At 61.0% G+C, this 23,919-nt stretch carries 25 protein-coding genes; 16 read left to right on the top strand and 9 right to left on the bottom strand.

Annotated features, from left to right (window positions below; all coding sequences use genetic code 11):
- Nucleotides 1-3: 3 nt before the first annotated feature.
- Nucleotides 4-954 (bottom strand): DMT family transporter, encoded by a 951-nt coding sequence (locus MJ639_RS06350; protein ID WP_243369465.1) that lies wholly within the window; start codon nucleotides 952-954, stop codon nucleotides 4-6.
- A gap of 423 nt (nucleotides 955-1,377) precedes the next feature.
- On the opposite strand from MJ639_RS06350, the gene MJ639_RS06345 reads away from it, so the two are divergent.
- From MJ639_RS06345 to MJ639_RS06335, 3 genes are all read left to right on the top strand, one after another.
- Complete coding sequence (locus MJ639_RS06345; protein ID WP_243369464.1) at nucleotides 1,378-1,695, top strand: septal ring lytic transglycosylase RlpA family protein; 318 nt, start codon at nucleotides 1,378-1,380, stop codon at nucleotides 1,693-1,695.
- A gap of 99 nt (nucleotides 1,696-1,794) precedes the next feature.
- Nucleotides 1,795-2,526, top strand: a complete 732-nt coding sequence (locus MJ639_RS06340; RefSeq protein ID WP_243369463.1) for a hypothetical protein — start codon at nucleotides 1,795-1,797, stop codon at nucleotides 2,524-2,526.
- Nucleotides 2,519-3,694 (top strand): thermonuclease family protein, encoded by a 1,176-nt coding sequence (locus MJ639_RS06335; RefSeq protein ID WP_243369462.1) that lies wholly within the window; start codon nucleotides 2,519-2,521, stop codon nucleotides 3,692-3,694. The genes MJ639_RS06340 and MJ639_RS06335 overlap by 8 nt, the downstream gene beginning before the upstream one ends.
- A 56-nt stretch (nucleotides 3,695-3,750) precedes the next feature.
- On the opposite strand, the gene minE is transcribed toward MJ639_RS06335, so the two are convergent.
- From minE to minC, 3 genes are read right to left on the bottom strand one after another with little or no spacing between them, the layout of a single operon-like run.
- Complete coding sequence (gene minE, locus MJ639_RS06330) at nucleotides 3,751-4,011, bottom strand: cell division topological specificity factor MinE (RefSeq protein WP_243369461.1); 261 nt, start codon at nucleotides 4,009-4,011, stop codon at nucleotides 3,751-3,753.
- Nucleotides 4,008-4,823 (bottom strand): septum site-determining protein MinD, encoded by an 816-nt coding sequence (gene minD, locus MJ639_RS06325; protein ID WP_243369460.1) that lies wholly within the window; start codon nucleotides 4,821-4,823, stop codon nucleotides 4,008-4,010. Before minD ends, minE begins: the two co-directional genes overlap by 4 nt.
- A gap of 22 nt (nucleotides 4,824-4,845) precedes the next feature.
- Complete coding sequence (gene minC / locus MJ639_RS06320; protein WP_243369459.1) at nucleotides 4,846-5,565, bottom strand: septum site-determining protein MinC; 720 nt, start codon at nucleotides 5,563-5,565, stop codon at nucleotides 4,846-4,848.
- A 395-nt stretch (nucleotides 5,566-5,960) separates the two neighbouring features.
- Between minC and MJ639_RS06315 the strand changes: the two genes are divergently transcribed.
- Both MJ639_RS06315 and MJ639_RS06310 read left to right on the top strand, forming a co-directional pair.
- Nucleotides 5,961-7,127 (top strand): TAXI family TRAP transporter solute-binding subunit, encoded by a 1,167-nt coding sequence (locus tag MJ639_RS06315; protein WP_243369458.1) that lies wholly within the window; start codon nucleotides 5,961-5,963, stop codon nucleotides 7,125-7,127.
- A 68-nt stretch (nucleotides 7,128-7,195) separates the two neighbouring features.
- Nucleotides 7,196-8,380, top strand: coding sequence for a hypothetical protein (locus MJ639_RS06310; RefSeq protein WP_243369457.1), 1,185 nt, complete (start codon nucleotides 7,196-7,198; stop codon nucleotides 8,378-8,380).
- A gap of 19 nt (nucleotides 8,381-8,399) precedes the next feature.
- Here the strand turns inward: MJ639_RS06310 and MJ639_RS06305 are convergent, their stop codons facing one another.
- On the bottom strand, nucleotides 8,400-8,657 hold the full coding sequence (locus MJ639_RS06305) for a hypothetical protein (protein WP_243369456.1): 258 nt from the start codon (nucleotides 8,655-8,657) through the stop codon (nucleotides 8,400-8,402).
- 203 nt (nucleotides 8,658-8,860) lie between these two features.
- Between MJ639_RS06305 and MJ639_RS06300 the strand changes: the two genes are divergently transcribed.
- Together MJ639_RS06300 and MJ639_RS06295 are read left to right on the top strand one after the other, a co-directional pair.
- A complete protein-coding gene (locus tag MJ639_RS06300; RefSeq protein WP_243369455.1) occupies nucleotides 8,861-9,628 on the top strand; it encodes a sulfite exporter TauE/SafE family protein in 768 nt (255 codons plus the stop codon).
- A 128-nt stretch (nucleotides 9,629-9,756) separates the two neighbouring features.
- The gene (locus MJ639_RS06295) at nucleotides 9,757-10,188 is read left to right on the top strand and encodes a hypothetical protein (protein ID WP_243369454.1); all 432 of its coding nucleotides are present in this window, start codon (nucleotides 9,757-9,759) and stop codon (nucleotides 10,186-10,188) included.
- Between the two features lie 56 nt (nucleotides 10,189-10,244).
- On the opposite strand, the gene MJ639_RS06290 is transcribed toward MJ639_RS06295, so the two are convergent.
- Nucleotides 10,245-11,276, bottom strand: coding sequence for a cysteine synthase A (locus MJ639_RS06290; RefSeq protein ID WP_243369453.1), 1,032 nt, complete (start codon nucleotides 11,274-11,276; stop codon nucleotides 10,245-10,247).
- Nucleotides 11,277-11,473: 197 nt separating this feature from the next.
- Here MJ639_RS06290 and MJ639_RS06285 point away from each other — a divergent pair, with 197 nt between their 5' ends.
- Nucleotides 11,474-12,709, top strand: coding sequence for a YeeE/YedE family protein (locus MJ639_RS06285; RefSeq protein WP_243369452.1), 1,236 nt, complete (start codon nucleotides 11,474-11,476; stop codon nucleotides 12,707-12,709).
- A 60-nt stretch (nucleotides 12,710-12,769) separates the two neighbouring features.
- Here the strand turns inward: MJ639_RS06285 and MJ639_RS06280 are convergent, their stop codons facing one another.
- Nucleotides 12,770-13,669: a LysR substrate-binding domain-containing protein gene (locus tag MJ639_RS06280; RefSeq protein ID WP_243369451.1), complete on the bottom strand. Its 900-nt coding sequence runs from the start codon at nucleotides 13,667-13,669 to the stop codon at nucleotides 12,770-12,772.
- A 96-nt stretch (nucleotides 13,670-13,765) separates the two neighbouring features.
- Between MJ639_RS06280 and MJ639_RS06275 the strand changes: the two genes are divergently transcribed.
- Nucleotides 13,766-15,229 carry a catalase gene (locus MJ639_RS06275; protein ID WP_243369450.1) on the top strand — a complete coding sequence of 488 codons (1,464 nt, stop codon included), beginning with the start codon at nucleotides 13,766-13,768 and terminating at the stop codon, nucleotides 15,227-15,229.
- 156 nt (nucleotides 15,230-15,385) lie between these two features.
- Nucleotides 15,386-16,057 (top strand): DUF502 domain-containing protein, encoded by a 672-nt coding sequence (locus tag MJ639_RS06270; protein WP_243369449.1) that lies wholly within the window; start codon nucleotides 15,386-15,388, stop codon nucleotides 16,055-16,057.
- A 91-nt stretch (nucleotides 16,058-16,148) separates the two neighbouring features.
- Here the strand turns inward: MJ639_RS06270 and MJ639_RS06265 are convergent, their stop codons facing one another.
- Nucleotides 16,149-16,799: an MBL fold metallo-hydrolase gene (locus MJ639_RS06265; RefSeq protein ID WP_243369448.1), complete on the bottom strand. Its 651-nt coding sequence runs from the start codon at nucleotides 16,797-16,799 to the stop codon at nucleotides 16,149-16,151.
- A 141-nt stretch (nucleotides 16,800-16,940) separates the two neighbouring features.
- On the opposite strand from MJ639_RS06265, the gene MJ639_RS06260 reads away from it, so the two are divergent.
- Both MJ639_RS06260 and fghA read left to right on the top strand, forming a co-directional pair.
- The gene (locus MJ639_RS06260; RefSeq protein WP_243369447.1) at nucleotides 16,941-18,053 is read left to right on the top strand and encodes an S-(hydroxymethyl)glutathione dehydrogenase/class III alcohol dehydrogenase; all 1,113 of its coding nucleotides are present in this window, start codon (nucleotides 16,941-16,943) and stop codon (nucleotides 18,051-18,053) included.
- Between the two features lie 13 nt (nucleotides 18,054-18,066).
- Complete coding sequence (gene fghA / locus MJ639_RS06255) at nucleotides 18,067-18,909, top strand: S-formylglutathione hydrolase (protein WP_243369446.1); 843 nt, start codon at nucleotides 18,067-18,069, stop codon at nucleotides 18,907-18,909.
- Here fghA and MJ639_RS06250 read toward each other — a convergent pair.
- Nucleotides 18,906-19,478, bottom strand: a complete 573-nt coding sequence (locus tag MJ639_RS06250; protein ID WP_243369445.1) for an NUDIX domain-containing protein — start codon at nucleotides 19,476-19,478, stop codon at nucleotides 18,906-18,908. The genes fghA and MJ639_RS06250 overlap by 4 nt on opposite strands.
- A 127-nt stretch (nucleotides 19,479-19,605) precedes the next feature.
- On the opposite strand from MJ639_RS06250, the gene MJ639_RS06245 reads away from it, so the two are divergent.
- The 4 genes from MJ639_RS06245 to MJ639_RS06230 all read left to right on the top strand — a co-directional run bounded on the left by MJ639_RS06245 (nucleotide 19,606) and on the right by MJ639_RS06230 (nucleotide 23,917).
- Entirely contained in the window at nucleotides 19,606-20,436 is an 831-nt protein-coding gene (locus MJ639_RS06245) for an SIR2 family NAD-dependent protein deacylase (protein WP_243369444.1), read from the top strand.
- Nucleotides 20,437-20,619: 183 nt separating this feature from the next.
- Nucleotides 20,620-21,759: an OpgC family protein gene (locus tag MJ639_RS06240; RefSeq protein ID WP_243369443.1), complete on the top strand. Its 1,140-nt coding sequence runs from the start codon at nucleotides 20,620-20,622 to the stop codon at nucleotides 21,757-21,759.
- Nucleotides 21,760-21,803: 44 nt separating this feature from the next.
- Complete coding sequence (locus tag MJ639_RS06235; RefSeq protein WP_243369442.1) at nucleotides 21,804-22,514, top strand: SGNH/GDSL hydrolase family protein; 711 nt, start codon at nucleotides 21,804-21,806, stop codon at nucleotides 22,512-22,514.
- Nucleotides 22,515-22,597: 83 nt separating this feature from the next.
- A complete protein-coding gene (locus MJ639_RS06230; protein WP_243369441.1) occupies nucleotides 22,598-23,917 on the top strand; it encodes an AmpG family muropeptide MFS transporter in 1,320 nt (439 codons plus the stop codon).
- Nucleotides 23,918-23,919 lie beyond the last annotated feature (2 nt).

Genomic DNA, 23,919 nt, shown 5'->3' with positions numbered 1-23,919 from the left:
CTTTCAGGCACCCGCCTTTTTCTGCTGCATGCGCACACGCTCCCGATAGGCCGTGTAGAGGCCGCTCGCCGCGATGATGCAGGCGCCCACGATGGTCCAGCCATCGGGTACCGCGCCGAAGACCCAATAACCGAGCGCCCCTGCCCAGAGCAGCTGCACATAGGAAAACGGCGCGATCACCGACGCATTGCCGTGGCGATAGGCCAGCACTACGAACCATTGTCCGATGGCGAAGAACAGGCCCATCAGCAACGCGAAGCCAATCTCGCTCAAGGATGGCGTCACCCAGGTGAAGGGAATTGTCACGCTCAAGATCAGGCAGCCGACGACGGCCGAATAGGCGAGCGTCGTGAGCGGATGATCGCTGCCACTCATCTTGCGCGTCACCACCGCGCCCGCGGCCCAGCTTGTGGCACCGAGCAGCGGAAACAGGGCCGTTGCCTGGAAGGCCTCCGTGCCGGGGCGAATGACCACGAGCACGCCGGTCAGCCCGACGAGGGCAGCAACCCAGCGCCGCCAGCCCACCGATTCACCCAGGAAAAGAATCGACAGGGCCATGATGAGAATCGGCGAGATGAAATAGATCGCCGTGGATTCTGCCACGGGCAGATAGCGAAGCCCCATCGTGAAGAAGATGGTCGAGCCGATCATGCCAAGGCTTCTCAACACCTGGAGTCCTGGACGCTTGGCGCGGAGCAGGCCCTTGCCGCCAACGAGCAGGACCACGGGAACGACGAGGCAGGAAAACGTAGCGTAGCGGATCCAGGCGATTTCAGACGCCGGCAGCGTGGCCGCGAGATGCTTCGTAATGATGTCGCAGACGGAAAAGACGACCGTGGACGCGATGAGAAGAAGAATGCCCGTCACCTGCGAGGGAGCGGCATGAGCGTGAGGAGCTTGCCCAGTTGCCTGGGGTAACGCCTCTTCATCAGCTGTTCTGGTAACGGGGGTCATGAATGACTCAAAAAAGAGGCCCGCATGCGGGCGCTGCGGGCCTGGAGGCAATTATGGAAGCCACTAAAAGTTCGTTTTGCGGGAAATGAGAAGTGCAAAGACCGCACCCGAACCATGCTTTTGCTGAATGGATCATCCAAGCGAAGTGCTGGACATCCGCCAATCACGAGAAGACTGCGCTGCATCGCTCAGGCTACAATGAGACCATCGCTACATTATCCTGTCATTAAACTGAACAAATATTCAGTAAATGCAATATTAGCGATAATCTATCAGTCTGACTGAAGGTCTTATTCTTGCCTCATTAGCCTCCATTTTGCACGCCCTTCTACAACAACAAGGGAATGCATTGTGGATCAACGAAAGGTAACCCTCGCACTGGCAACCACTATTCTATCGGCTGCCGCCTTTCTCCCAATCTCCATGGCACACGCACAGCCGCAGGAAGCCTCCGGAAAAATCGTTCAGAGCGGCCGCGCCTCCTGGTACGGCCCTGGCTTCCAGGGGCGGAAAACCGCAAGCGGCGAAACCTTCGACACCAACGAGCTCACCGCCGCCCATCGCACCCTGCCCTTCGGCACCAAGGTACGGGTGGTCAACAAGAAAACCGGCAAGTCCGTCGTCGTGCGCATCAATGATCGTGGTCCTTATGCCCATGGACGCGTGATTGATCTCTCCCGTGCTTCCGCTCAAGCCATCGGCCTGTCGGGTGTTGCGCCCGTGAGTGTCGCGGAGCTCTAAGCAAGCCCGCGCCCATATGGCGCGTGATGGAACCTGGAGCCCTCCAGCCTGCTTTTCCCCGAGCATTTTTCATTGTGAGAAAGCTGTTCGGAACATCCCATGCAGGCTGGTCGGCTGCTGACATCGGTATCATTCATTGTCGCGCTTTGCGCGGGCGGCACTATGGCTCTCGCGCAAGGTGCAAGGCCGTGGATTGACCCTCCGAGCGAGACAGGCCGCTCGTCCCCGACGCCTTCTCAAGCACAGCCCCTCAAGCTGCCTCCGGTCTCACCCACGCCTGCGCCTGCACCGCCCCAACAAGCGCAGCCTCCACAGGCAGCATCACCGCCCGCGTCATCCGACACGCAGCCGAAATCAGCTGAGCGGCCATCCGCTCCGCAGGATGAGAAGCGTCGGTCACGGGCCGCCTCGGCCAAGGACTTCGCCATCGATTACCTGGCAAGTTGGTCCGCGCGGAACGACATCGCGCTCAGCGCCACGGCCGAGCTTTATGCCCCACGTATCCTCTATCATGGCCGCACGGTGAGCCTGGAGCGTCTCTACAAGGAGAAGCAGCGTTTCATCCAGCGCTGGCCCGAACGCGAATACCGCCCCCGCGAGGATGCGATCGGCACGCAATGCAATCCTGATGGAACAATCTGCACGATCCATGCTGTTTTCGATTACAGCGCCACGAATCCCAAGCGTCGGCGCATTTCGGAGGGATCGGGAGCGTTGCAGCTTATCGTGGAATTCATCGGCCAGAAGCCTGTGATCGTCGCGGAGCACAGCACCTTGCTCACGCAAAGCCGCAGGCGCATTCTTGCGTCAGAGGGCTCATCGCATGAGTGATGTCGTCTCATCTCGCAACACATCTCACGACCTCGGCAACACCCCTGTCGGGAATGCGGTTCAATTGCGTGAGCGCATGCGCGCTCTCATCCATGCCGAAGTCGACAGGATCAATCCGACCGACGATGCGCGCCGCGCCCTCGAACTCATCATCGAGTCTTCGCTACGCCCCTCCAGCGTCGACGGCCACCTGAAGCTCACCGTGATCGATGGGAGCGGCCAGCCGCGCGTGATCGAGAGGGAGGGCAAACAGGTTCCTTTCACCCTGGCCGATCTCATCAACGAACTGCGCAACCTTCACCCGGTGCTGTTCAAGACCTCGCCGAAACCTCAGATGACTGCCAGCGAGACGAACCATCGCGAGACACCACCTTCGACGCAGGAGCTGAAGCGGGATTGGTTAACGCTCGATTCCGGCGCGCCGAAATCCGAGCATCCTGCGAAGCCATCACGCGAAACGCACGCCCTCGCCCGCTGGAACAAGGGCAAGGTTCGCTTCCATAGCTGGTCCAGACGGATGTCGAAGCGATTGAAGACATCCAGTGTTCTAAACGCGGCTCCCCTCGCGGATGTCCGCAAGGGGTTGTCGGCCTCGGCCGATCGAGCGCAGGCCTTCTTTGATAATCTGCACGATAATCTCCAGGATAAGCCAGTCTCACGTCGCCCCGGCTTTGCTCTGAGCGTGGTGGCGGTCGTTCTCGTGATCCTAGGCATTGGCGCTTTCCTCCTCCTTCGTCCGGACAACACCACGCAGGCGAGCACCGAAGGCCCGTCTGAGACGGGTGCTCTCGCCTCTAATCAAACTGCGAATACATTGGCTGCAGCGCCGCGCTCGTCCGGCGGACGCAGCCTGAAAGGCGTGCCGGATGTGATCGACACCGCGACCCTGTCGCTGGAGGGCGAAGTGGTGCGCCTCTTCGGCGTCGAGTGGGCGCCGGGCGCAGGCAAGCCGGAAGACCTCACCACCTATCTTCAAGGACGCGAGGTCACCTGCCAACCTGCGGGCGGCACCGACACCTATCGCTGCCGCGTCGGCGAGCAGGACCTTTCGCGGGTCATTCTGTTCAACGGCGGCGGCCAGCCGACGGCGGAGGCGACGCCGGAACTGAAGGCCGCGGCCAATCACGCGCGCGAGGCGAAGATCGGCGTGTGGAGCAATCAGCCTTAAAACAAAGCGGCCCTCTGCTTCAGCAAAGGGCCGCTTGATTGTCAGTGATGCGCGGTTCAGCGAGCCCCGACCGGAGCCGGAATCTCGACCTCGATCTCCAGGGTCGAGATGTCCGCATCGCGGTTCATCTTCACCTGAACGTTGTCGTGTTCGACCATCACATGGCGACGGACGACGGCGAGGATTTCCTCACGCAGCTTTGCCACCAAGTCAGGCTGACCGCCGACAATGCCGCGCTCATGCGCCAGCAGGATCTGCAGGCGCTCTCGCGCCACGGGCGCGGAGCTGCGCCGATTGAAGAAACTCATGAGGCTCATGCAGCCCTCCGTCCGAACAATTTGCCGAGCAGGCCCTTCTTGTCGTTCGGGATCGTCATTTCGACGGTCTCGCCCTTGAGGCGGCGCGCGGCGTCGAAATAGGCCCGGCCCGGCGCGCTCGCGGGATTGTTGAGGGTGACAGGCGAACCCATGTTGGATGCCTTCAGCACCTCCTCGCTCTCCGGAATGATGCCGATGAGCGGGATGGAGAGGATTTCGAGCACGTCGTCGACCTTCAGCATCTCGCCGCGCTCGGCGCGGGCGGGATCGTAGCGGGTCAGCAGCAGGTGCTTCTCGATGCGGTCGCCCTTCTCAGCCTTCTCGGTCTTGGAATCGAGGAGGCCGATGATGCGGTCGGAATCGCGCACCGACGACACTTCCGGGTTCGTGACGACGACGGCCACATCCGCATGGCGCATGGCCATCGTGGCGCCGCGCTCAATGCCGGCCGGGCTGTCGCAGATGATCCAGTCGAACTTCTCGCGCAGTTCGTTGAGGACCTTTGCGACGCCTTCTTCCGTCAGCGCATCCTTGTCGCGGGTCTGCGAGGCGGGAAGAAGCGAGAGGTTCTCGAGACGCTTGTCACGAATGAGAGCCTGAGAGAGCTTTGCATCACCCTGCACCACGTTGATGAGGTCGAACACCACGCGGCGTTCGGCGCCCATGACGAGATCGAGATTGCGCAGGCCGACGTCGAAATCGATAACGACGACCTTGTCGCCGCCATGTGCGAGCGCCGCGCCCAAAGCTGCCGAGGACGTGGTCTTGCCAACGCCACCTTTGCCGGAAGTTACGACCAAGACTTTGGCCATTGTCGTCTCTCTTTCTCTGTTATCAATCCAGGGTTTTCAGGATGATCGAATCGCCATCCAGGTTCACCTGGACGGGTTGACCGTGGAATTTCGTGCCGAGATCGTCGGCGGTCTTGTAGAGTCCATCGACGGCGATGAGCTCTGCCTCGAACTTTCTGCAGAAAATACGCGCGCGGCTGTTGCCCGTGCAGCCGGCGATCGCGCGGCCGCGCAGCGCGCCGTAAACGTGGATGGAACCGCCCGCCACGATTTCGGCACCCGAGGCGACGGAGCCGAGAACCGTCACGTCGCCTTCCGGATGCAGGATCGACTGACCTGAACGAACCGAGCCTTCGATCATCAGCGTCTTGTCGTCGGCGGGAGAATGGGCTGCCGGTGACGCGGCCGCGACTGCATTCTCGGCTGCCTCGTTGATGTCGATCTCTCCCGCAGGCTTGCCGCCATTGATCTGCGGCGGCATGTCGGGTTCGACGTTCTCAGGTGCGGCGCCTTCCAGGCCAATGATGCGGATGTTGCGCATCTTGAAGGCGGCCAGCAGAAATTTCAGCTCGGATTTCGAGGGCTTGAGGTTGGAGACGTCGGCAATGATCGGGCGGCCGGAGAAAAATCCGGGCGAACGCTCCGACACGGCGTCGAGATCCTCGAGCCAGTCCCTCAACGGCACTTCAGGCGCGAGGACCAGGGCCAGAAAGGACCTGCCACGGAAGCGAAGAGCGGGACGGGGGCGAACGGCGATGGTCACGGGAGTTCAAATTCCTTTAATACCCTCTGATTTCGAACGGTTATGGTTAATGGACCGTTAAAGGACCCGCCCGATGCGAAGAATTTTCTTAAACTTTGATGTGGGCAGGCCCATCTCGTGGGGCGCTGGACGCGCTCAGCGAATAAGAAATTGAACTTCCGCAAGGAATATAAAGATAAAATCTATCCCTTTGTGAGTAGTGACTAGCACTTCTTGCGTATTAACAAATAAGAGACGCTCAATTGACCATGCTTTTGAGAAGCATAGGATTTGTCTTCCTTCGTTTTGTTTTCTGAATTGTGAAGATTATTTTCATAGATCCAGTTTGCGAAGACAGAACGATCGACAAAAAAGCCGCAAGGCCGTCCAGGCAATGGAGTCTTGGGAGGACAAGAATGTCGAATCGAGTTTCTGCCGCCGCTTTCCCGGCACGCCCTTTTTTCAATCGCCTGTCGCGTCAGGCTGTGATTGCCGCAGCTTTTCTCGCCTCGAGTCTCGTCGGCAGCTCGGCGCAGACCGCGTCTGATTTCAACCCTTCCCGCGCCAATACCGGCACGCTCGGGATCATTTCGGGCGGCGCCGACGGCACCTATATCCGCATCGCTGCCGATCTCGCCAATGTGCTCGACGGCGACGAGCTTCGCGTCCTGCCGATGATCGGGCGCGGCTCCCTGCAGAACCTGCGCGACATCATGTTCTTGCGCGGCGTCGATATCGGCATCGTGCAGATGGATGCGCGCGAGCAGCTGAAGGCCGACAAATTGCAGGACAATGCGGTGAAGCACCTGCGCTACATCACCCGCCTCTACAACGAGGAGGTCCACATCATCGCAAACCGTGACATCACGGATATCCGCCAGCTCGACGGCAAGAAGGTGAATATCGACAAGGCCGGCAGCGGCACGAACCTGACATCACGCCTGATTTTCGAAAAGCTCGGGATCAAGCCTGAGGTCGCGACTTTCGATCAGGCCTCGTCCTACGCGAAGCTGAAATCGGGAGAGATCCAGGCCGCCGTCTATGTGGCGGGCCGCCCTGTCCGGGCGATTGCGGAATTCCAGACCGAAGGGCGCTTCCATCTTCTCCCGATCCCCTTCGAGGGTGAGATCGCGGAATCCTACTTCCCGGCCAAATTCGAGACCAAGGATTATCCGCAGCTCGTCGATTCCGGAACAGCCATCGACACGCTCGCGGTCGGCAGCTTGCTCGCCGTCTTCAACTGGCCCGAGAATTCCGACCGCTACAATCGCGTCCGGCGCTTCGTGAACGCTTTCTTCTCCCGCTTCGATGAATTCCTGCAGCCGGGCCGGCATCCGAAATGGAAGGAGGTCAATCTTGCAGCCGACGTGCCCGGCTGGGAGCGTGTGAAACCGGCGCAGGATTGGCTCGATCGCGCGGCGACGACCAGTAGCACGTTCCCCCAGGGCCAAAGCTTCGAGAGCTTCATGAACAGCCGTGGGATCACCGTAACGGCGGAGCAGCGGGAAGCCCTCTTTCGCGAGTTCCTCGCCTGGCAAAGCGACCGCCAGCGTTTGACCCGCAGAGCCGTCCGGCAGGACTGATCCATCCCAAATCTGGACCCTAAGCCGAAGGCTCTCGGCAGCCTTCGGCACCCCGAAGGAGGTCCGCCATGAATGGGCAATATCCATCGTCATCGAAACGCCTCACCGCCGAACTGCTCATCGGCACATTGATCGGCCTTGCACCTCTTGCTCCCGCCTATGCGCAGGCACCAGGTGCAAAAACTCCCAGCTTAGCGGAGCAGGCGACCACACCTTCAGCCTGCAGCGCCGCCGATTCCGAACTGCAGCGGGCTCTCGAACGGGAGCAAGCCTATAGCGGCTTGATCGCGCAGACGCTCACGGATCTCATGCAGGAGAACAATGAGCTGAAAACGCGCCTTGAAACGGATTCGTCTTCGCAGACGACAACCGTCCTCGACATGCAGCAAGCCCTGCAGCGAGAGCAGGAGCTGCGCGAGGCGGCCACCCGCGAGCTGGCGACCCTGCAGAACGATTACCGCATCCTTCTGGAAGCACGCGGTCAAGTGCCGGCGGCGCCGTCGGACAATAATGCGGAACTGGAAGCGCGCCTGCGTCAGGAGCAGGCGAGAAGCGACGATGCTACCCGTCAGCTCGCCGCCGTGACGCAGGAATTGCGCGCATTGCAATCATCCAAGAGCGAAGCTGCAGCGGCATCGGCCCACATAGCAGAGATGGAGAAGGCACTGGCGCAGGAAACCATGCGCAGCGAAATGCTGGTTCAGGAACTGAGCGATGCTTTTGGGGAGTTGCGCGCCTTGCGCGAGCCCTTCGAGCCGAACCCGACGCCGCTCGTGTTCAGGATCACCGAGAAGGGAGCGGATGCACCGCTCCCGAAAGCCGAAGCGATGGCTCAAGCTGTCGAGCCCGCCCTGCCGCTAATCGAGCCTGCGGCACCGGACGTCACATCGGCTGTGCCAGCCGCTCAACCCTCTTCCGTCGTGGTCGCCTCCCTGCCCGGCGCCGTGCAGCCGCTGCCTGCTCAGCCGAAACCTGCGGAGCCTGTGAAGACTGAGGATCGCTTGGTCATCCGAGCGGAAGAACTGTTCGGCAAGGGCGATGTGAGCGGCGCCCGGCTTCTGCTCGAACGCTCGCTGGCCGGCGGCAATCCCCGCGCGGCTTTCCTGATGGCGGAAACCTTCGATCCGAATGTCCTCTCGCGCCTGCATGTTCTCGGCATCAGGGGGGATGCGGCAAAGGCGCAGGAATTTTATGCGCGCGCCCGCGATCTCGGGATGGCTCAGGCGCAAGAGCGGATGGAGGCGCTGAAATAGAGGGAAGCCGTCGCGGCTTTCAGAACGGCACCCACTCGCCGTTCTCGGTCAGGGACTCGACGGCGCGCTCCAGCGCGGTACCGGCATCCAGCAGATGTTGGGCCGTCTGCTGGATCTGAAGAGAAGGGCCGGAGAGAGCAGCCACATGCTCGGTCATTTCCCGCACACGCTCGACCAGATCGATAAGATCAGCCGCCAGCGCCGCCCGCTCCTCCGCCTCGGAGGCGGGGGCCTTGGCCTGTTTCAGGCGCGGGGCGAGGGGAATGATGTTCGACATGTGTTCTAAAATCCGCCTTCCAGGCCTTGAGAGCAATGGACGCCCAAGCTGCGATCCACAGGAAAGCGAGCGCTTTCCGAAGCTAGGCAGCGGTTTTTTGTCCCATTATCTTGGCTAGACGTTCGCTCAATGGGCGGGGGGAGCCTTAGGTGCTATGTCCAAGCTCCCACCTTGTCTTCTCATCTCGGCAGACTGATCGGATCATGGAACTCTCCTCTGCGGCGCTTCTTGCCGCTTCGGGTCTCGCGGCGGGACTCGTCAACGCCATTGCGGGTGGCGGCACCTTCTTCACCTTCTCGGCTCTCGTGGCGACGGGTCTGCCGCCGGTGGTCGCCAATGCCACCAGCGCGGTAGCGGTCACGCCCGCGAACCTGTCGAGCGCCTGGGCCTACAGAAAAGAGCTCGCTGCCAACATACGCCGCTTCGCGGCTCTAGGCATCGTGAGTCTGATCGGCGGTTTGGGTGGCGCTTACATCCTGACGGTCACGAACAACGAAGCCTTCCGGCAGCTCGTGCCGTGGCTTCTGCTGTTCGCGACTCTGCTCTTTGCCGCAAGCCCGCGCATCGTGGCGCTCGCCCGGCGCATCGGGAAAAGCGAGGGACAGCATCCGTCCACGCGCGCCTGGGCTGGGGGCCTCGCCTTTCAAACGGGTGTTGCCGTCTATGGCGGCTTCTTCGGCGCGGGCATGGGCATCGTGATGCTGGCAGCGCTGGCCATCACCGAAGGCGACGATTTTCATCTCATCAACGCGGCGAAGCATCTCTGCTCAACGCTGATCCAGCTCGTGGCCGTCGTGCTCTTCATCGCCGCCGGTCTCGTGAGCTGGCCCGAGACGCTCATCGTCGGCGCGGCATCGGTCATCGGCGGCTATCTCGGCGTCGTGTTCGGCCGTCGCCTCCCGACCAACGTCATCCGCTGGCTCGTGATCGGAGTCGGCGTCGTGCTGACACTGTATTTCTTTATTCGCTGAATTCGTTAACCGCGCGTGCTGTTTTCGCGCGCGGTTCATGCATTTCTCGAGCCTCTGCCCGATTCACGCCACAACCATCGCGCTTTCTGTCACGGTTCCATTCAGTTGATTTCAAGAAGGATGATCCCGTGGCAGAAAATGAAAAGCTCGCAGAACTCAGCAGCACTCAATCCGTGAGCGCGCTCGGCCTGCGGTGGGCGGCCCTGCGCGGAATGCTGAATTCGCCCCTGATCACCGCGGACGAGCAGCGCGCCTTGCGCGACGAGCTTCTCGTCGAGCTCACGACCGTCGAGCAGGATTTCAGCACCCTGCAATCCCGCAGCCCCATGGAAATTTCCGCGAAAGTGGACATCGCCAAATCGGCTTTGCGCGACAAGATCGATTCCAGCGAACTATGGATGATCGATCTTCTCGACAGCATTCAAGCGGATCTTCAGAACGTTGTAGCAAGAGCCGAGACCGTGCAGGCGCCGCGCACGCAGGTCCATTTCTCCCGCTCGAATCAGATGCGGGCAGATGAGACAGACACGACAGAAACGGAAACGCCGTCCGCAGCGTAACAGCCTTTCGCTTCATGCATGCGCCGCGCCCGTGTCAGTGAGCGCGGCGTTTTTTGTTACACGAGACCGGGATCGATCTGCGACGTGCGTTCCAGCCATGCGGGCACGGGCAGGTTCTTTTCGCGCAGGAAGGCCGGATTGAAAAGCTTGGACTGATAGCGCGTGCCGTAATCGCACAACACCGTCACGATGGTATGCCCCGGACCCAGATGCTTGGCGAGGCGGATCGCGCCCGCCACGTTGATGCCGGACGAGCCGCCCACACACAGGCCTTCATATTCGAGAAGATCGAATACGATCGGTAGTGCTTCCTCGTCGGGAATCTGGAATGCGATATCGATAGGTGCACCCTCGAGATTCTTCGTGACGCGCCCCTGACCGATGCCTTCCGTGATCGATGTGCCCGTGGCCTTCAGCTCGCCTGTCGTGACCCAGCTCGCAATGGCAGAACCCATGGGATCGGCGAGCGCCACCTGGATGCGGGAATTGCGCTCCTTCAGCGCCATGCCCACGCCGGCGAGCGTGCCGCCGGTGCCAACGGCCGACACGAAGCCATCCACCTTTCCGCCCATCTGCTCCCAGATTTCCGGACCGGTGGTTTCGATATGCGCCTGACGGTTCGCCACGTTGTCGAACTGGTTCGCCCAGATCGCGCCGTTGGGCTCGGAAGTGGCGAGGCGCTCCGCAATACGTCCCGAGACCTTCACGTAGTTGTTCGGGTTCGCATAAGGCACGGCAGGCACCTCGATGAGTTCGGCGCCTGCGAGCCGCAGCATGTCCTTCTTCTCCTGGCTCTGCGTCTCGGGGATTACGATCACCGTGCGAAAACCGAGCGCATTGGCGACGAGTGCCAGGCCGATGCCCGTATTGCCCGCCGTTCCCTCCACGATCACGCCGCCCGGACGGAGCGCTCCGCGCTTCACCGCATCCTGAATGATGAACAGCGCCGCCCTGTCCTTCACAGACTGGCCGGGATTCATGAACTCGGCTTTGCCCAAGATCGTGCAGCCGGTCGCCTCGGAGGCTTGGCGGAGCTTGATGAGCGGCGTGTTGCCGATGGCGGCGGGGAGGTCGGGCTTGATGGACATGCTTAAGGTCGATCCTTGGGATGTGAAGGAAACATCGGATGGGGGAGCGGGATAGGCAATCCCGCCCTATTTCACATTATTTAAATGCGCATTTATTAAATAATACAACTATTGACGTTCTTTAAAAAGAACCACATGTTCATGGCGCAGGCCACAAAGGCCTTTCTCTTCCACCTATGCAATCAAGGAAGACGTCAATGTCCAGCTCGGCAGTGGCTTCACCTCTTTCCGTCGGAAACCGGACAAGCTCGACCATCAATGCTCCGGCGTCCCTGGCTGCCGCCACAGGCATCATTGGCGGCGCGGCCCTTCTGGGGGCCATCATCAATCCGAAGCAGGCTGCCCTCTACGTGCTCGGCGCGGCGCTTGGCCTTGTGCTCTATCATGCAGCTTTCGGCTTTACCTCCGCCTGGCGCGTCTTCATCGCAGACAGGCGTGGCGAGGGTCTGCGCGCGCAGATGGTGATGCTGGCGATTGCCTCCATCCTCTTCTTCCCCGTGCTCGCCTCCGGCACTCTCTTCGGCCAGCCGGTCGCCGGCAACGTCTCGCCCGCCGGCATCGGCGTGGTGTTCGGCGCCTTCATCTTCGGCATCGGCATGCAGCTCGGCGGCGGCTGCGCCTCCGGCACGCTCTACACTGTCGGTGGCGGCTCGACGCGCATGGTGATCACGCTTGCTGCCTTCATCGCAGGCTCCGCCATCGGCGCAGCGCATCTGCATTGGTGGACGGCGCTGCCGAGCCTGCCCAAGATCTCCATCATCGAGCTCTGGGGCCCCTGGACGGCGCTCGCCGTGCAGCTCACCGTCTTCGCGCTCATTGCCGCCATCACCGTGGTGTTCGAGAAGCGCCGCCACGGCAGGCTCATCGAATCCGCGCCCTCGCCGCGTCATGGCTTGGCACGCTTCACGCGCGGCCCTTGGCCGATCGTTGCGGGTGCGGTGGCGTTGGCGCTGTTGAACTTCGTCACGCTCTATCTCGCGGGCCGTCCCTGGGGTGTCACTTCGGCCTTCGCCCTCTGGGGCTCGAAGATCGCCGCTTTCATCGGCTTCGACGTGGCAAGCTGGCCCTATTGGTCGAGCCCCGCCAATCAGGCCGCATTGAACAGCAGCATCTTCAATGACATCACGACGGTGATGGATTTCGGTATCATCCTCGGCGCTCAGTTTGCCTCATCGCTCGCCGGACGTTTCGCACCCACCTGGAAGATCCCGCTGCGCTCGGCTGCTGCCGCCATCGTCGGCGGCCTGCTTCTCGGCTACGGCGCGCGCCTGGCTTATGGCTGTAATATCGGCGCATATTTCTCCGGCATCGCATCCGGCAGCTTCCACGGCTGGGTGTGGCTCGTCGCGGCCTTCGCGGGCAATGTGATAGGCACACGCGTGCGCCCGCTCTTCGGCCTCGAAGTGGAGCGTGTGAAGCTCACGGGCTGCTAAAGCCAATCGCTCCTGATCTTAAGAGGCTTCCCGACGAGAGTCGGGGAGCCTTTTCTTTTGTCATGCCGCCTGCGCTTGGCGCACGCTTCTGATGAGATCGGCCAGAGCCGCGAAATCTTTCTTCCTCCCCGATGACTTCCGCCACACAAGGCCCAAGCTGCGTTTCGGCGGATCGCTGGGAAATGGAATGAGCGCCACGCGCTGGCGGTCGACTTCCGCTTCCGCGCAGAGTTCAGGCAAGAGCGTGATGCCATGGCCCGCTGCCACCATCTGCATGATGGTGGTGAGCGATGCCGCACCGAGAGATTGTCGCGCCTGCCTGTTGGCAATCTGGCAATAGTGAAGCGCCTGGTCGCGCAGGCAATGGCCCTCCTCCAGCAGAAGCAGACGTTCCTGCCCGATCCATTCCAGCAGATCCTTCGAGGCCCATTGATCGGCAGCCTGAGCCTGCACCGCCACGAGGAAGCGATCATCAAAGAGCGGCATGGCTTCAAGCTGTGTGTTCTGAGTCGGTAGCGCGATCAGGATCACATCCAGAGCGCCCCGTGACAGCTCATCTACCAATGTGTCGGTCTGCGTCTCGCGGATCTGCAGATCGAGCGCCTGATAATGCTGCTGCACTTCCGTCAGGATCGCAGGCAGGAGATAAGGCGCGACCGAGGGAATGATGCCGAGCCGCATGGGGCCGGAGAGCACACCCTGATGTTGGCGCGCCAACTCCGACAATTCCCGCACCTGACCCAGGATTGTCTCCGCCCGCGCGGCAATCTCCTGCCCCGCCAAGGTCAGCACCACGGAATTGCCGCGCCGCTCCACGAGCTCGATGCCGAGTTCCCGCTCCAGTTCCTTGATCTGCATGGAAAGCGCAGGCTGGGTCACGGCGCATTGGTCGGCCGCCATCCCGAAATGCTGCGTGCGCGCGAGCGCCTCGAAATATCGTAACTGTCGAAGGGTGATCATGACGGCGATAAGAATATCTGATCGCTCTTTGTAATCAATCCAATTGGACCTTATTGCCACGCCCCGGCATGGTGCCTCCACTCAATGGGGACGACCATGACCAAGACCACGATGACGACCACGGCCGGTGCGCCGATTGCCGACAACCAGAACAGCCTCTCCGCAGGCGAGCGCGGCCCGCTTCTGCTGCAGGATTACCAGCTCGTCGAGAAGCTGGCACACCAGAACCGCGAGCGCATCCCGGAGCGCGTGGTGCACGCCAAGGGTTCTGCCGCCTATGGCACGCTCACCATCACCAACGACATCACGAAATATTCCAAGGCGAAGGTGTTCTCCGAAGTCGGCAAGCAGACGGAGGTCTTCCTGCGCTTTTCCACCGTCGCCGGCGAGCGCGGCGCGGCTGACGCCGAGCGCGACGTGCGCGGCTTCGCGCTGAAGGTTTATACGGAAGAGGGCAACTGGGACATCGTCGGCAACAACACGCCGGTGTTCTTCATCCGCGATCCGCTGAAATTCCCCGACTTCATCCGCACGCAGAAGCGCCACCCCGCCACGAATCTGCGTTCGCCGAAAGCCATGTGGGATTTCTGGTCTCTCAGCCCCGAGAGCCTGCATCAGGTGACGATCCTGTTCTCGGATCGCGGCCTGCCGCAGGGCTACCGCTTCATGCACGGTTTCGGCTCGCACACCTATTCGTTCATCAACGAGGCAGGTGAGCGCTTCTGGGTGAAGTTCCACTTCAAGTCCATGCAGGGCATCAAGACCTGGACGAACGCCGAAGGCGCGGACATGATCGCCAAGGATCGTGAGAGCGCCCAGCGCGATCTCTACGAGGCTATTGAGGGCGGCGACTTCCCGCGCTGGAAGTTCTGCGTGCAGATCATGCCGGAGACGGATGCGGACAAGACCTCCTACAACCCTTTCGACGTGACCAAGGTGTGGCCGCATGCGGATTATCCGCTGATCGAAGTCGGCGTGCTCGAGCTCAACCGCAACGCCGCCCACTATTTCGCGGAGGTGGAGCAATCCTCGTTCTCGCCGTCGAACATCGTGCCCGGCATCGGCTTCTCACCCGACAAGATGCTGCAGGGCCGCATCTTCGCCTATGCGGATGCGCACCGCTATCGCGTCGGCACGCATTACGAGGCGCTTCCCGTCAACCGCCCGCGTTGCCCCGTGCATCACTACCATGCGGATGGCGCGATGCTCTTCGACGCGCCCAATCGCGGCGATGCCTATTACGAGCCGAATTCCTTCAACGGCCCGGTTCAGACGCAGCGCGCCACCGAGCCGCCATTGAAGATTTCAGGGAATGCGGACCGCTACGACCACCGCGCCGGCAATGACGACTACACGCAGCCCGGCAACCTCTTCCGCCTCATGACGCCGGAGGAGCAGAGCCGTCTCATGGACAACATCGCGGAAGCGATGCAGGGCGTGCCGGAGGAGATCGTGAAGCGCCAGATCATCCACTTCTACCTCGCCGACAAGGCCTATGGCCTCGGCGTCGCGGAACGCATGGGCCTCAAGGGCGCCGTCATGATCCAGGCTGCGGAATAAGCAATGCGTCTGAGCGACTAGAATGAAGCGGCCAGGGGATTTTCCCTTGGCCGCTTTACCTGCTTTTTACACTGCGGCTGCAGTATGTTTCGGGTGGGATCACCACAACCATCCTCAAGAATTCGCATCCTAAAAACTCGTCCGCCGGGGGGCATTATGGACACATTGATTGCAGGCCTGACGATCGTAGGCCTGATCCTCGCGTATTTTATCGGAAAGGCGCTTCTTTATAGCATTGGAGCATTCGTATGGGGCATTGTCGAAAACATCCCCATCGTGTCCTGGTTGTATCAGCATCGCTGGTGGGCAACGTTCTTCATCATCATCGCATGTATGTGGGCGGATAGTTCTGCGGAAGTTGCTGGAATTTCTGTTGCCGCATTCTGGATCTCAGCATTCGGAGTGCCGCAGAGAGAGGATTCACGTGAATACTCGGAGAGCTCAGGCGTCTATGAAACGGACACGACCTCTTCTGCCCGGGATTATGATCGTGAATATCAGGAGCGCCGCGACAACGAGCGGCGAGAACGCGACCGCAAGCAGGCAGACCGCGATCGGGAGCTGGCAGATCGTCGCCGTGACATGGAGGCCGAAAGCCGCCGTCGTCAGGATGAGGCACGACAAGCCGCCGCACTCAAGGAAGCTAATACGCCGAAGACCTATGAGGTCCGCTATCATTGGGCCATGGACCGCCATACCAGCCGCACGCGGTATGTCCGTGCTTTGAATGAGGCCTTGGCCATCGTGCAGTTCAACGAGGAAATTTCTCGAAGCACTTTGGAGCGTGACAAGTCGCCCGTCGTTATCGGCGTACGACGGAACGGGTGACAGGCCTAAGCCCAGCCATCGCAAAAGCTAAGAGATGAATTCCAGGGCTCGTGTCATCTGAGCCCTGGAATATCAGACCGATGCAGCGCTCTCAGAGCAATCCTTCACCTTGGAGGAACGGATTGCTCTGCCGCTCCTGGCCGAGCGTGCTCATGGGGCCGTGGCCGCAGATGAAGGCAATGTCGTCGCCGAGCGGCAGGAGCTTGTCCTTGATCGAAGCGATGAGCGCCTTGCCGTCGCCGCCGGGTAAATCCACGCGACCGACGGAGCCCTGGAAGATCACGTCGCCCACGATAGCGAAGCGCTCCGCCTTCGACACCAGCACGACGCTGCCCGGCGAATGACCAGGGCAATGCAGAACGTCGAGTGTCAGCTCGCCAACGGTGACGGTATCGCCCTCGTCGAGCCAGCGATCCGGCGTGACCGGACGCGCGGGAATTCCATAAGCCTGCCCCTGCTCGGCCAGACGCTGAAGCATGAAGTCATCCGCCTTGTGCGGGCCTTCGATTGTGACGCCAAGCTCCTCGCGCAACTCCGCCGCGCCTGCCGCATGATCGATATGGCCATGGGTGAGAATGATCTTCTCCACGCTCACGCCGCTCTGCGCGATCGCATCGCGAATGCTCTCCAGATCGCCGCCGGGGTCGATCACTGCCGCCTTCTTGGTCTTTTCGCACCAGAGTAACGTGCAGTTCTGCTGGAACGGCGTGACGGGAATGATAGCGGCGCGAACGTTGGGCACAGGCTGATCCTTTGATTGTCGAAGAGACACATATGCCCGGCAAGTGCTTCTGGAAAGCCTGAGAAGAGCAGCTTGCCTCCATTGACCTTGGGTCATGGCACTTCACATAGTCCACCTCATCGAATCAGAGGAGAGACGAGCATGGAAACCAGGGCCGCAGTTGCATGGGAGGCCGGCAAGCCTCTCACCATCGAGACCATCCGCTTGGAGGGCCCGAAGGCTGGCGAAGTGCTCGTCGAAGTTATGGCCACGGGTGTTTGCCACACGGATGCCTATACGCTCTCCGGCCTCGATTCCGAAGGCAAGTTCCCGGCCATCCTCGGTCATGAGGGCGCGGGCATCGTGCGCGAGGTCGGCCCTGGCGTGACGACGCTGAAGCCCGGCGATCACGTGATCCCGCTCTACACGCCCGAATGTCGCAACTGCAAATCCTGCCTGTCGCGCCGCACAAATCTCTGCACCGCGATCCGCTCCACGCAAGGCCAGGGCCTGATGCCCGACGGCACCAGCCGCTTCCGCTGCGACGGCGACACCGTGTTCCACTACATGGGCTGCTCGACCTTCGCGAATTTCACCGTGCTGCCCGAGATCGCTCTAGCCAAGGTGCGTGAGGACGCGCCCTTCGACAAGATCTGCTACATCGGTTGCGGCGTCACCACCGGCATCGGCGCAGTGATCTACACCGCGAAGGTGTGGCCAGGCGCGAATGTCGTCGTGTTCGGTCTCGGCGGCATTGGCCTCAACGTGATTCAAGGCGCGCGCATGGTGGGCGCGGACAAGATCATCGGCGTCGACATCAACCCCGCCAAGGTGGAGATGGCGAAGAAGTTCGGCATGACCGACTTCATCAACCCGAAGGAGATCGGCAACGACAAGGTGGTGCAGGCCATCGTCGATCTCACTGGCGGCGGCGCGGATTTCTCGTTCGATGCCACCGGCAACACGGATGTGATGCGCCAGGCGCTGGAATGCTGCCATCGCGGCTGGGGCGAGAGCATCATCATCGGCGTGGCGGAAGCCGGTAAGGAGATCGCGACGCGCCCGTTCCAGCTCGTCACCGGCCGTGTGTGGAAGGGAACCGCTTTCGGCGGCGCGCGCGGGCGCACGGATGTGCCGAAGATCGTGGATTGGTACATGGAGGGCAAGATCAATATCGACGATCTCATCACCCACACCATGCCGCTCGACGAGATCAACACCGCCTTCGACCTCATGCACGAGGGCAAGTCGATCCGCTCGGTCGTGATCTACTGATCGGGAGAGCGTTTTGAGTTTCGAAATCGTCTCGCAGGCGAGCTGCTTTGGCGGCACGCAATTCGTCTATCGCCATTTCTCGCAGGAAACCGGCACGCCCATGCGCTTTGCGGCCTATGTTCCGCCGCAAGCTGCGAAGGGCAAGGTGCCGGTGGTGTGGTTCCTCTCGGGGCTGACCTGCACGGAGGAGAATTTTACCGTCAAAGCAGGCGCGCAACGTGTTGCCTCGGAACTCGGTCTCATCCTCATCGCGCCGGATACGAGCCCGCGCGGTGATGGCGTTCCGGATGATGCGGACGGCGCCTATGATTTCGGTCTCGGCGCGGGCTTCTACGTGGATGCCGTGCAAGAGCCCTGGGCGAAGAACTATCGCATGCGCTCCTATATCGAGCGCGAACTGCCGGCGCTCGTGGCCGAGAACCTGCCCGCCGACATGTCGCGGCAAGGCATTACCGGTCATTCCATGGGCGGCCATGGTGCACTCACCATCGCCCTGCGCAATCCGGAACGCTTCAAGGCCGTCTCGGCCTTCGCACCCATCGCCTCGCCGATGAATTGCCCATGGGGCGAGAAAGCACTGTCGAACTATATCGGAGCGGACCGTTCAGCGTGGCATGACTACGATGCCTGCGCATTGATCCAGGGCGGAGCGCGTGTGGATCATATCCTCGTCGATCAGGGAACCGCCGATGGCTTCCTCGAGAACCAGCTGAAGCCGCATTTATTGGAAGAGGCTTGCGCGAAAGCAGGACAGCCGCTCACCCTGCGCCGCCAGGAAGGTTACGACCATTCCTATTTCTTCATCGCAACCTTTATTGAGGATCATTTGCGCTGGCACGCCGAGCGGCTCGGCTAACCTTCAAAAGCCTGCGGGTGCTTCATCCGCAGGGCCTGCACGAGGATCATGGTCTTCATATCGGCGATGGTGTTGGAGGCGACGAGGTTCGCCAATTCCTCGAAGCTCACCTCCAGCACCTCGATGTCTTCATGCTCGTGCGCCAGCCCACCGCCTTCGGCAACGCGGTCGGCCTGCGTATAGGGCGCGAGGAACAGGTGCAGCCGTTCGGTCGTGATGCCGGGCGCCGACCAGAAATGACCTAAAGGTTCCAGGCGCTCCACGCGGATGCCCGCCTCCTCCATGGTCTCGCGCCTTGCGCAGGCCTCGGGCTCGTCCTCGTCGAGCAGTCCTGCCACGGCCTCCAGAAAATCCGGATGCCCCTCGCGGTGCATGACGGGCGCGCGGAACTGCCGGACGAGGATCGCCTTGCGCCGCTCCAGGTCGTAGGGCAGCACGGCGGCGGCATCGCCGCTGTTCAGCACCTCGCGGATCATGGTCCGCCCGTCCGGCATTTGGACGGTCATCTTGAGGATCTTGCGCCATCCTTCATAGACGGTGTCGATCTGCTTGATCCGGTAGGCTGTCACGTGCGACTCCCTCCTGCTGGCGGCTCATTCTCTCAACAACACACCAAACGGCCAAACTTATCCACCCGTTGAGCCCGACCGGCGGTTTCGAGCGTTATGGACGGGAGTTTGTTGTGAGGAGTTTGTTGTGCTGGAAGACCTGGTCGCCGCGATTCGGAAGAGGCAGGCCATTCTGTTTGCCGGAGCCGGCGTCTCCATGACCGTGGGCCTGCCGTCCTGGAGCACTCTGATCGAGCATATCACCGACGAGCTTGCCATCGATCCTTCCGACTTCAAGGAAGACGACCTGAACTACCTGACGCTGGCGGAATATTACCGCATCAAGCAGGGCAGTATCGGCCCCTTGCGCAGCTGGATGGACCGGAACTGGACGATCCCTGATGATAAGCTCAAGGCTTCGAAGGTCCATGAGCTGATCTGCAAGCTCGACTTTCCCATCATCTACACCACCAATTTCGACCGGAACCTGGAAGCCGCCTTCGATCTTCAGGGCAAGGATTACGTGAAGATCGTGAGCGCCAAGGACATTGCCCGCGTGCGCGAAGGCATGACACAGATCGTGAAGTTCCATGGCGACTTCGACGATGACGGCTCCATCGTGATCACGGAAACGGATTATCTTGATCGGCTCTCCTTCGAATCACCGCTCGACATCAAGTTCCGCTCGGATTCGCTCGGCAAAACCATTCTCTTCATCGGTTACAGCATGAGCGACCTCAACATCCGCTTTCTCATGCATCGGCTCTGGAAAACTTGGGCAGGCTCGGGCTACGAGCGTGATCGCCCGGCGTCATATGTTTTTATGTTACGCCCCAATCCGGTGGAGCAAACGGTTCTCGAACAATGGGGCCTTCGTGTTCTCACAGAAAAGGATTGTCCACCCGAACAGGCCCTCGAAGTCTTTTTATCCAAGCTCTTCAAAGGTATCCAAGAAACTGAAAACGGTTCCGCCTGCTAGGCTTGCGCAAACATGAATTTTTTGTAATTCGGTCCGCCGTTCTCACAATGATAGTTTGAGTTGTTTCGGTGCACGCGGCTGCATCCGCCTTTGCGATTTGCCAAGGCAACCCCTTTGCCACCTTGGCGTTTCATTATGCATTGAGGATTGAAGAACAGATCGATGGCTGCCCAAAAGCGAAACATGACGATTGATTTCTGGCGGGGCCTCGTCCTCGTGATCATTTTCGTCAATCATATTCCGGGCAACCTGATCGAACACATCACGCCGCGCAATTTCGGATTCTCCGATTCGACCGAAGCCTTCATTTTCATCTCGGGCCTCTCCGTTGCGCTCGTCTATGGCCCCAAGCTTCCGCAGGGCGATCTGTTCGGCGTGGTGAAGCGCTGCCTCAAGCGCGCTTTCGAACTCTACCGCGTCCACCTCGCACTGACGGCAGGCGCCATCGTTCTCTTCTCGATCGGCTATGAGCTGAGCGAAGAGATCGGGCTCATCGAGGAGCATGGCCGCAATGCCGTGTTCGGCGACACAGCCAAGGGCATCACGGGCATCATTCTGCTCGGGCACCAGCTTGGCTATTTCAATATTCTCCCGCTCTACGTCACCCTCATGCTGTGGGCGCCGGTCGCACTCATCCTGGCGCGCATCCATGCGGGCCTCGCCCTTCTGGTGTCCGGCGGCGTCTATGCCCTGGCGCGCATGGGCGTTCTCACCCTGCACAGCTGGCCTGAGCCCGGAACCTGGTTCTTCAATCCCTTTGCCTGGCAGTTCCTGTTCACGCTCGGCATCCTGACGGGATTGCTGATGCTGGAGAGGCCTGTTCCCTACAAGCGTGGCTTGGCGATTGCCTCTCTCGCTTTCATCGTCTTCTCTGCCCTCGCCGTCACCGCAGGTTTCGGCTTGATGCCTGCGCTACCTGAATTTGCCGGGACGAAGTTCGATCTCGTGAAGCACGATCTGGGGCTTGCCCGCGTTCTGCACTTCCTGGCGCTCGCCTATCTCCTGGCCCAGTTCCATATCGGGGACGCCTTCAAGAGGACGCCCATTGGACCGGACCTGATCCGCCTGGGGCAGAACGCCCTCACGATCTTTGCTGCGGGTTCTCTTCTGAGTGCGGCCGGGCAGGTCATCATGACGCTGGCAACCGTTAAATCCTCCGCTAGTCCGCAATTGATCGGCATGGTATTCACCATTCTTGGTATCATTGGTCTTGTTGCACTGGCGCGATATCTCGAATGGAACAAACAAAAGGTGCCTGCCCGCCAAAAAGAGCAGGCAAAGGGGCTCGATTTGTCGGCTTCACCGGGACGGCTCTCTTCCTAAGCTTGGCATTGACCGGCCTGCCTGCTGCGGCAAGCTCGGAGAACATGGCTTGCGCGACGAAGCGCAAGGTTTTCACCATCAACGACACCGTGCCTTCCCTCACCCGGAAGATCGCGCGCCATGAACCGGTTCGCATTCTCGCCATCGGATCATCCTCGACGGAAGGCGCTGGCGCCTCCTCGCCGGACCGTGCTTACCCGGCGCAGCTCGAAGACGAACTGGACGACAGCTGGAAAGACAGTGTCACCGTCGTGAACGCGGGCAAGGGCGGTGAGACAGTCATCGAGACCATCGAGCGGCTTGAGTCATCCCTTAAAGCCCAGAGCTTCGACCTCGTGATCTGGCAGGTTGGCACGAACGATGCGATCAAGGGCGTGAACGAGGATGCGTTCCGCGCGCTTTTGGAGCGCGGCATTGCTGCCGTGAAAGCTTCGGGATCGAGCCTAATCCTCCTCGACCAGCAATATTTCCCGGCGATCAAGGACATGGGCCGCTACGAGCGCTTCGTCCAGGCGGTCAGCACCCTCGGGCAGGAACGGAAGGTCTCGGTGTTCTCCCGCTATGCCTTGATGCAGGATTGGAACAGCCGCTCCGTGGAGGAGCTGCGCTCCATGCTCTCGGCGGACGGCTTCCATATGAGCGACAAGGGCTACGACTGCCTCGCCAATCATCTGGCCGATGCCATCGAGACCCTGGCGCAGCAGCCGGTGGCGTCCTCTGGTGGTCCGGCAACGCAGCTGGCAACAGCGCGTTAACATCTCTACAAGGGCTCAGGTGCCAGCTTCAGGCTTGAAGCCCCTAAGGGGTTCTTGAGCCTGCAACATTCATCGAGCCTGCCATGGTCCAAGCCAAACGCCGCCTGTCCCTCAAAGACGTCCTGACCGATGGGCGCATCGCACTCATGCTGCCCTTGGGCTTTTCCTCGGGTCTTCCCTTCCTCCTCGTGTTCAGCACGCTGTCTACCTGGCTCAGGGAGGCGGGCATCTCGCTCACCGTCATCGGCCTGATGAGCTGGGTGGGCCTCGCCTACTCCTTCAAGTTTCTCTGGGCCCCCATCGTCGACCGCTATGACGTGCCGGTGCTCGCGCGTCTTCTCGGCCGCCGCCGCGGATGGATGGCGCTGGCGCAGCTCGGCGTCATGGCTGGTCTGATTGGTATGGCGCTGACGGGGCCGCAGGTAAGCCTGCCGCTCACCGTCGTTTCCGCCGTGATGATCGCCTTCTTCTCGGCCACGCAGGATGTGGTGATCGACGGCTGGCGCATCGATGCCGCCCCTACCGAGCGGCAGGGCATGATGGCGGCGGCCCTCCTGCTGGGCTACCGCCTCGCCCTCATCTGCGCCGGCGCGGGCGCGCTCTACATCGCCGAGATCGTAAACTGGCATTCCGCCTATCTCGCAATGGCGGCGCTTATGCTCGTCGGCCTCATCGGCACGATGCTCGCCCCACGCATCGACGAGTTCCAGGTGCGCAAGAACATGCCCTTCGCGCAGGCCATCATCGAACCGCTGGCCGATCTCTTCCAGCGCAAGCGGATGATGCTGATCCCGATCCTGGCGCTCATCGCCTGCTATCGCCTGCCCGATTTCATGGCGGGCATCATGGCGAACCCGCTCTATATCGATCTCGGATTCTCGAAGGCCGATATCGCCAATATCTCGAAGCTCTATGGCGTGTGGATCGGCATCATCGGCGCCTTTGCCGGCGGCCTCGCGCTCACGCGCATTGGCCTCTGGTGGAGCCTGCTGATCGGTGCGAGCATCGCCGCCGGATCGAATGCGATGTTCTCCTGGCTCGCGGCCGGCAACGCCACGCTGACGGGCCTCACGCTTACCATCAGCATCGACAATTTCGCGCAAGGCTTCGCGGGCGCGGCGCTCGTCGCCTACATGTCGGGCCTCACATCGCCGGGTTTCGCCGCCACGCAATACGCGCTGCTCAGCTCGCTCTATGCTTTGCCCGGAAAACTGATCGGCGGCGCGTCGGGCGCAGTGGTGGATGCTTATGGCTATCCGCTGCTGTTTACCGGAACGGCGGCGCTCGGCATTCCGCTCGTGATCCTCTGCCTGATCGTGCGACGGGACACGATGGACTCGGTCCGAAAAAAAGAAGCGGAAGCCGAAGCCTCCGCTCAAGTCGCCCTGGGGTCTAGGGCTTAACC

It is taken from the genome of Microvirga solisilvae (genome assembly GCF_022808595.1).
GTDB classification, from domain to species: domain Bacteria; phylum Pseudomonadota; class Alphaproteobacteria; order Rhizobiales; family Beijerinckiaceae; genus Microvirga; species Microvirga solisilvae.
The sequence above is the reverse complement of the archived record's forward strand: the minus strand, read 5'-3'. Positions and strand labels throughout refer to the sequence as shown.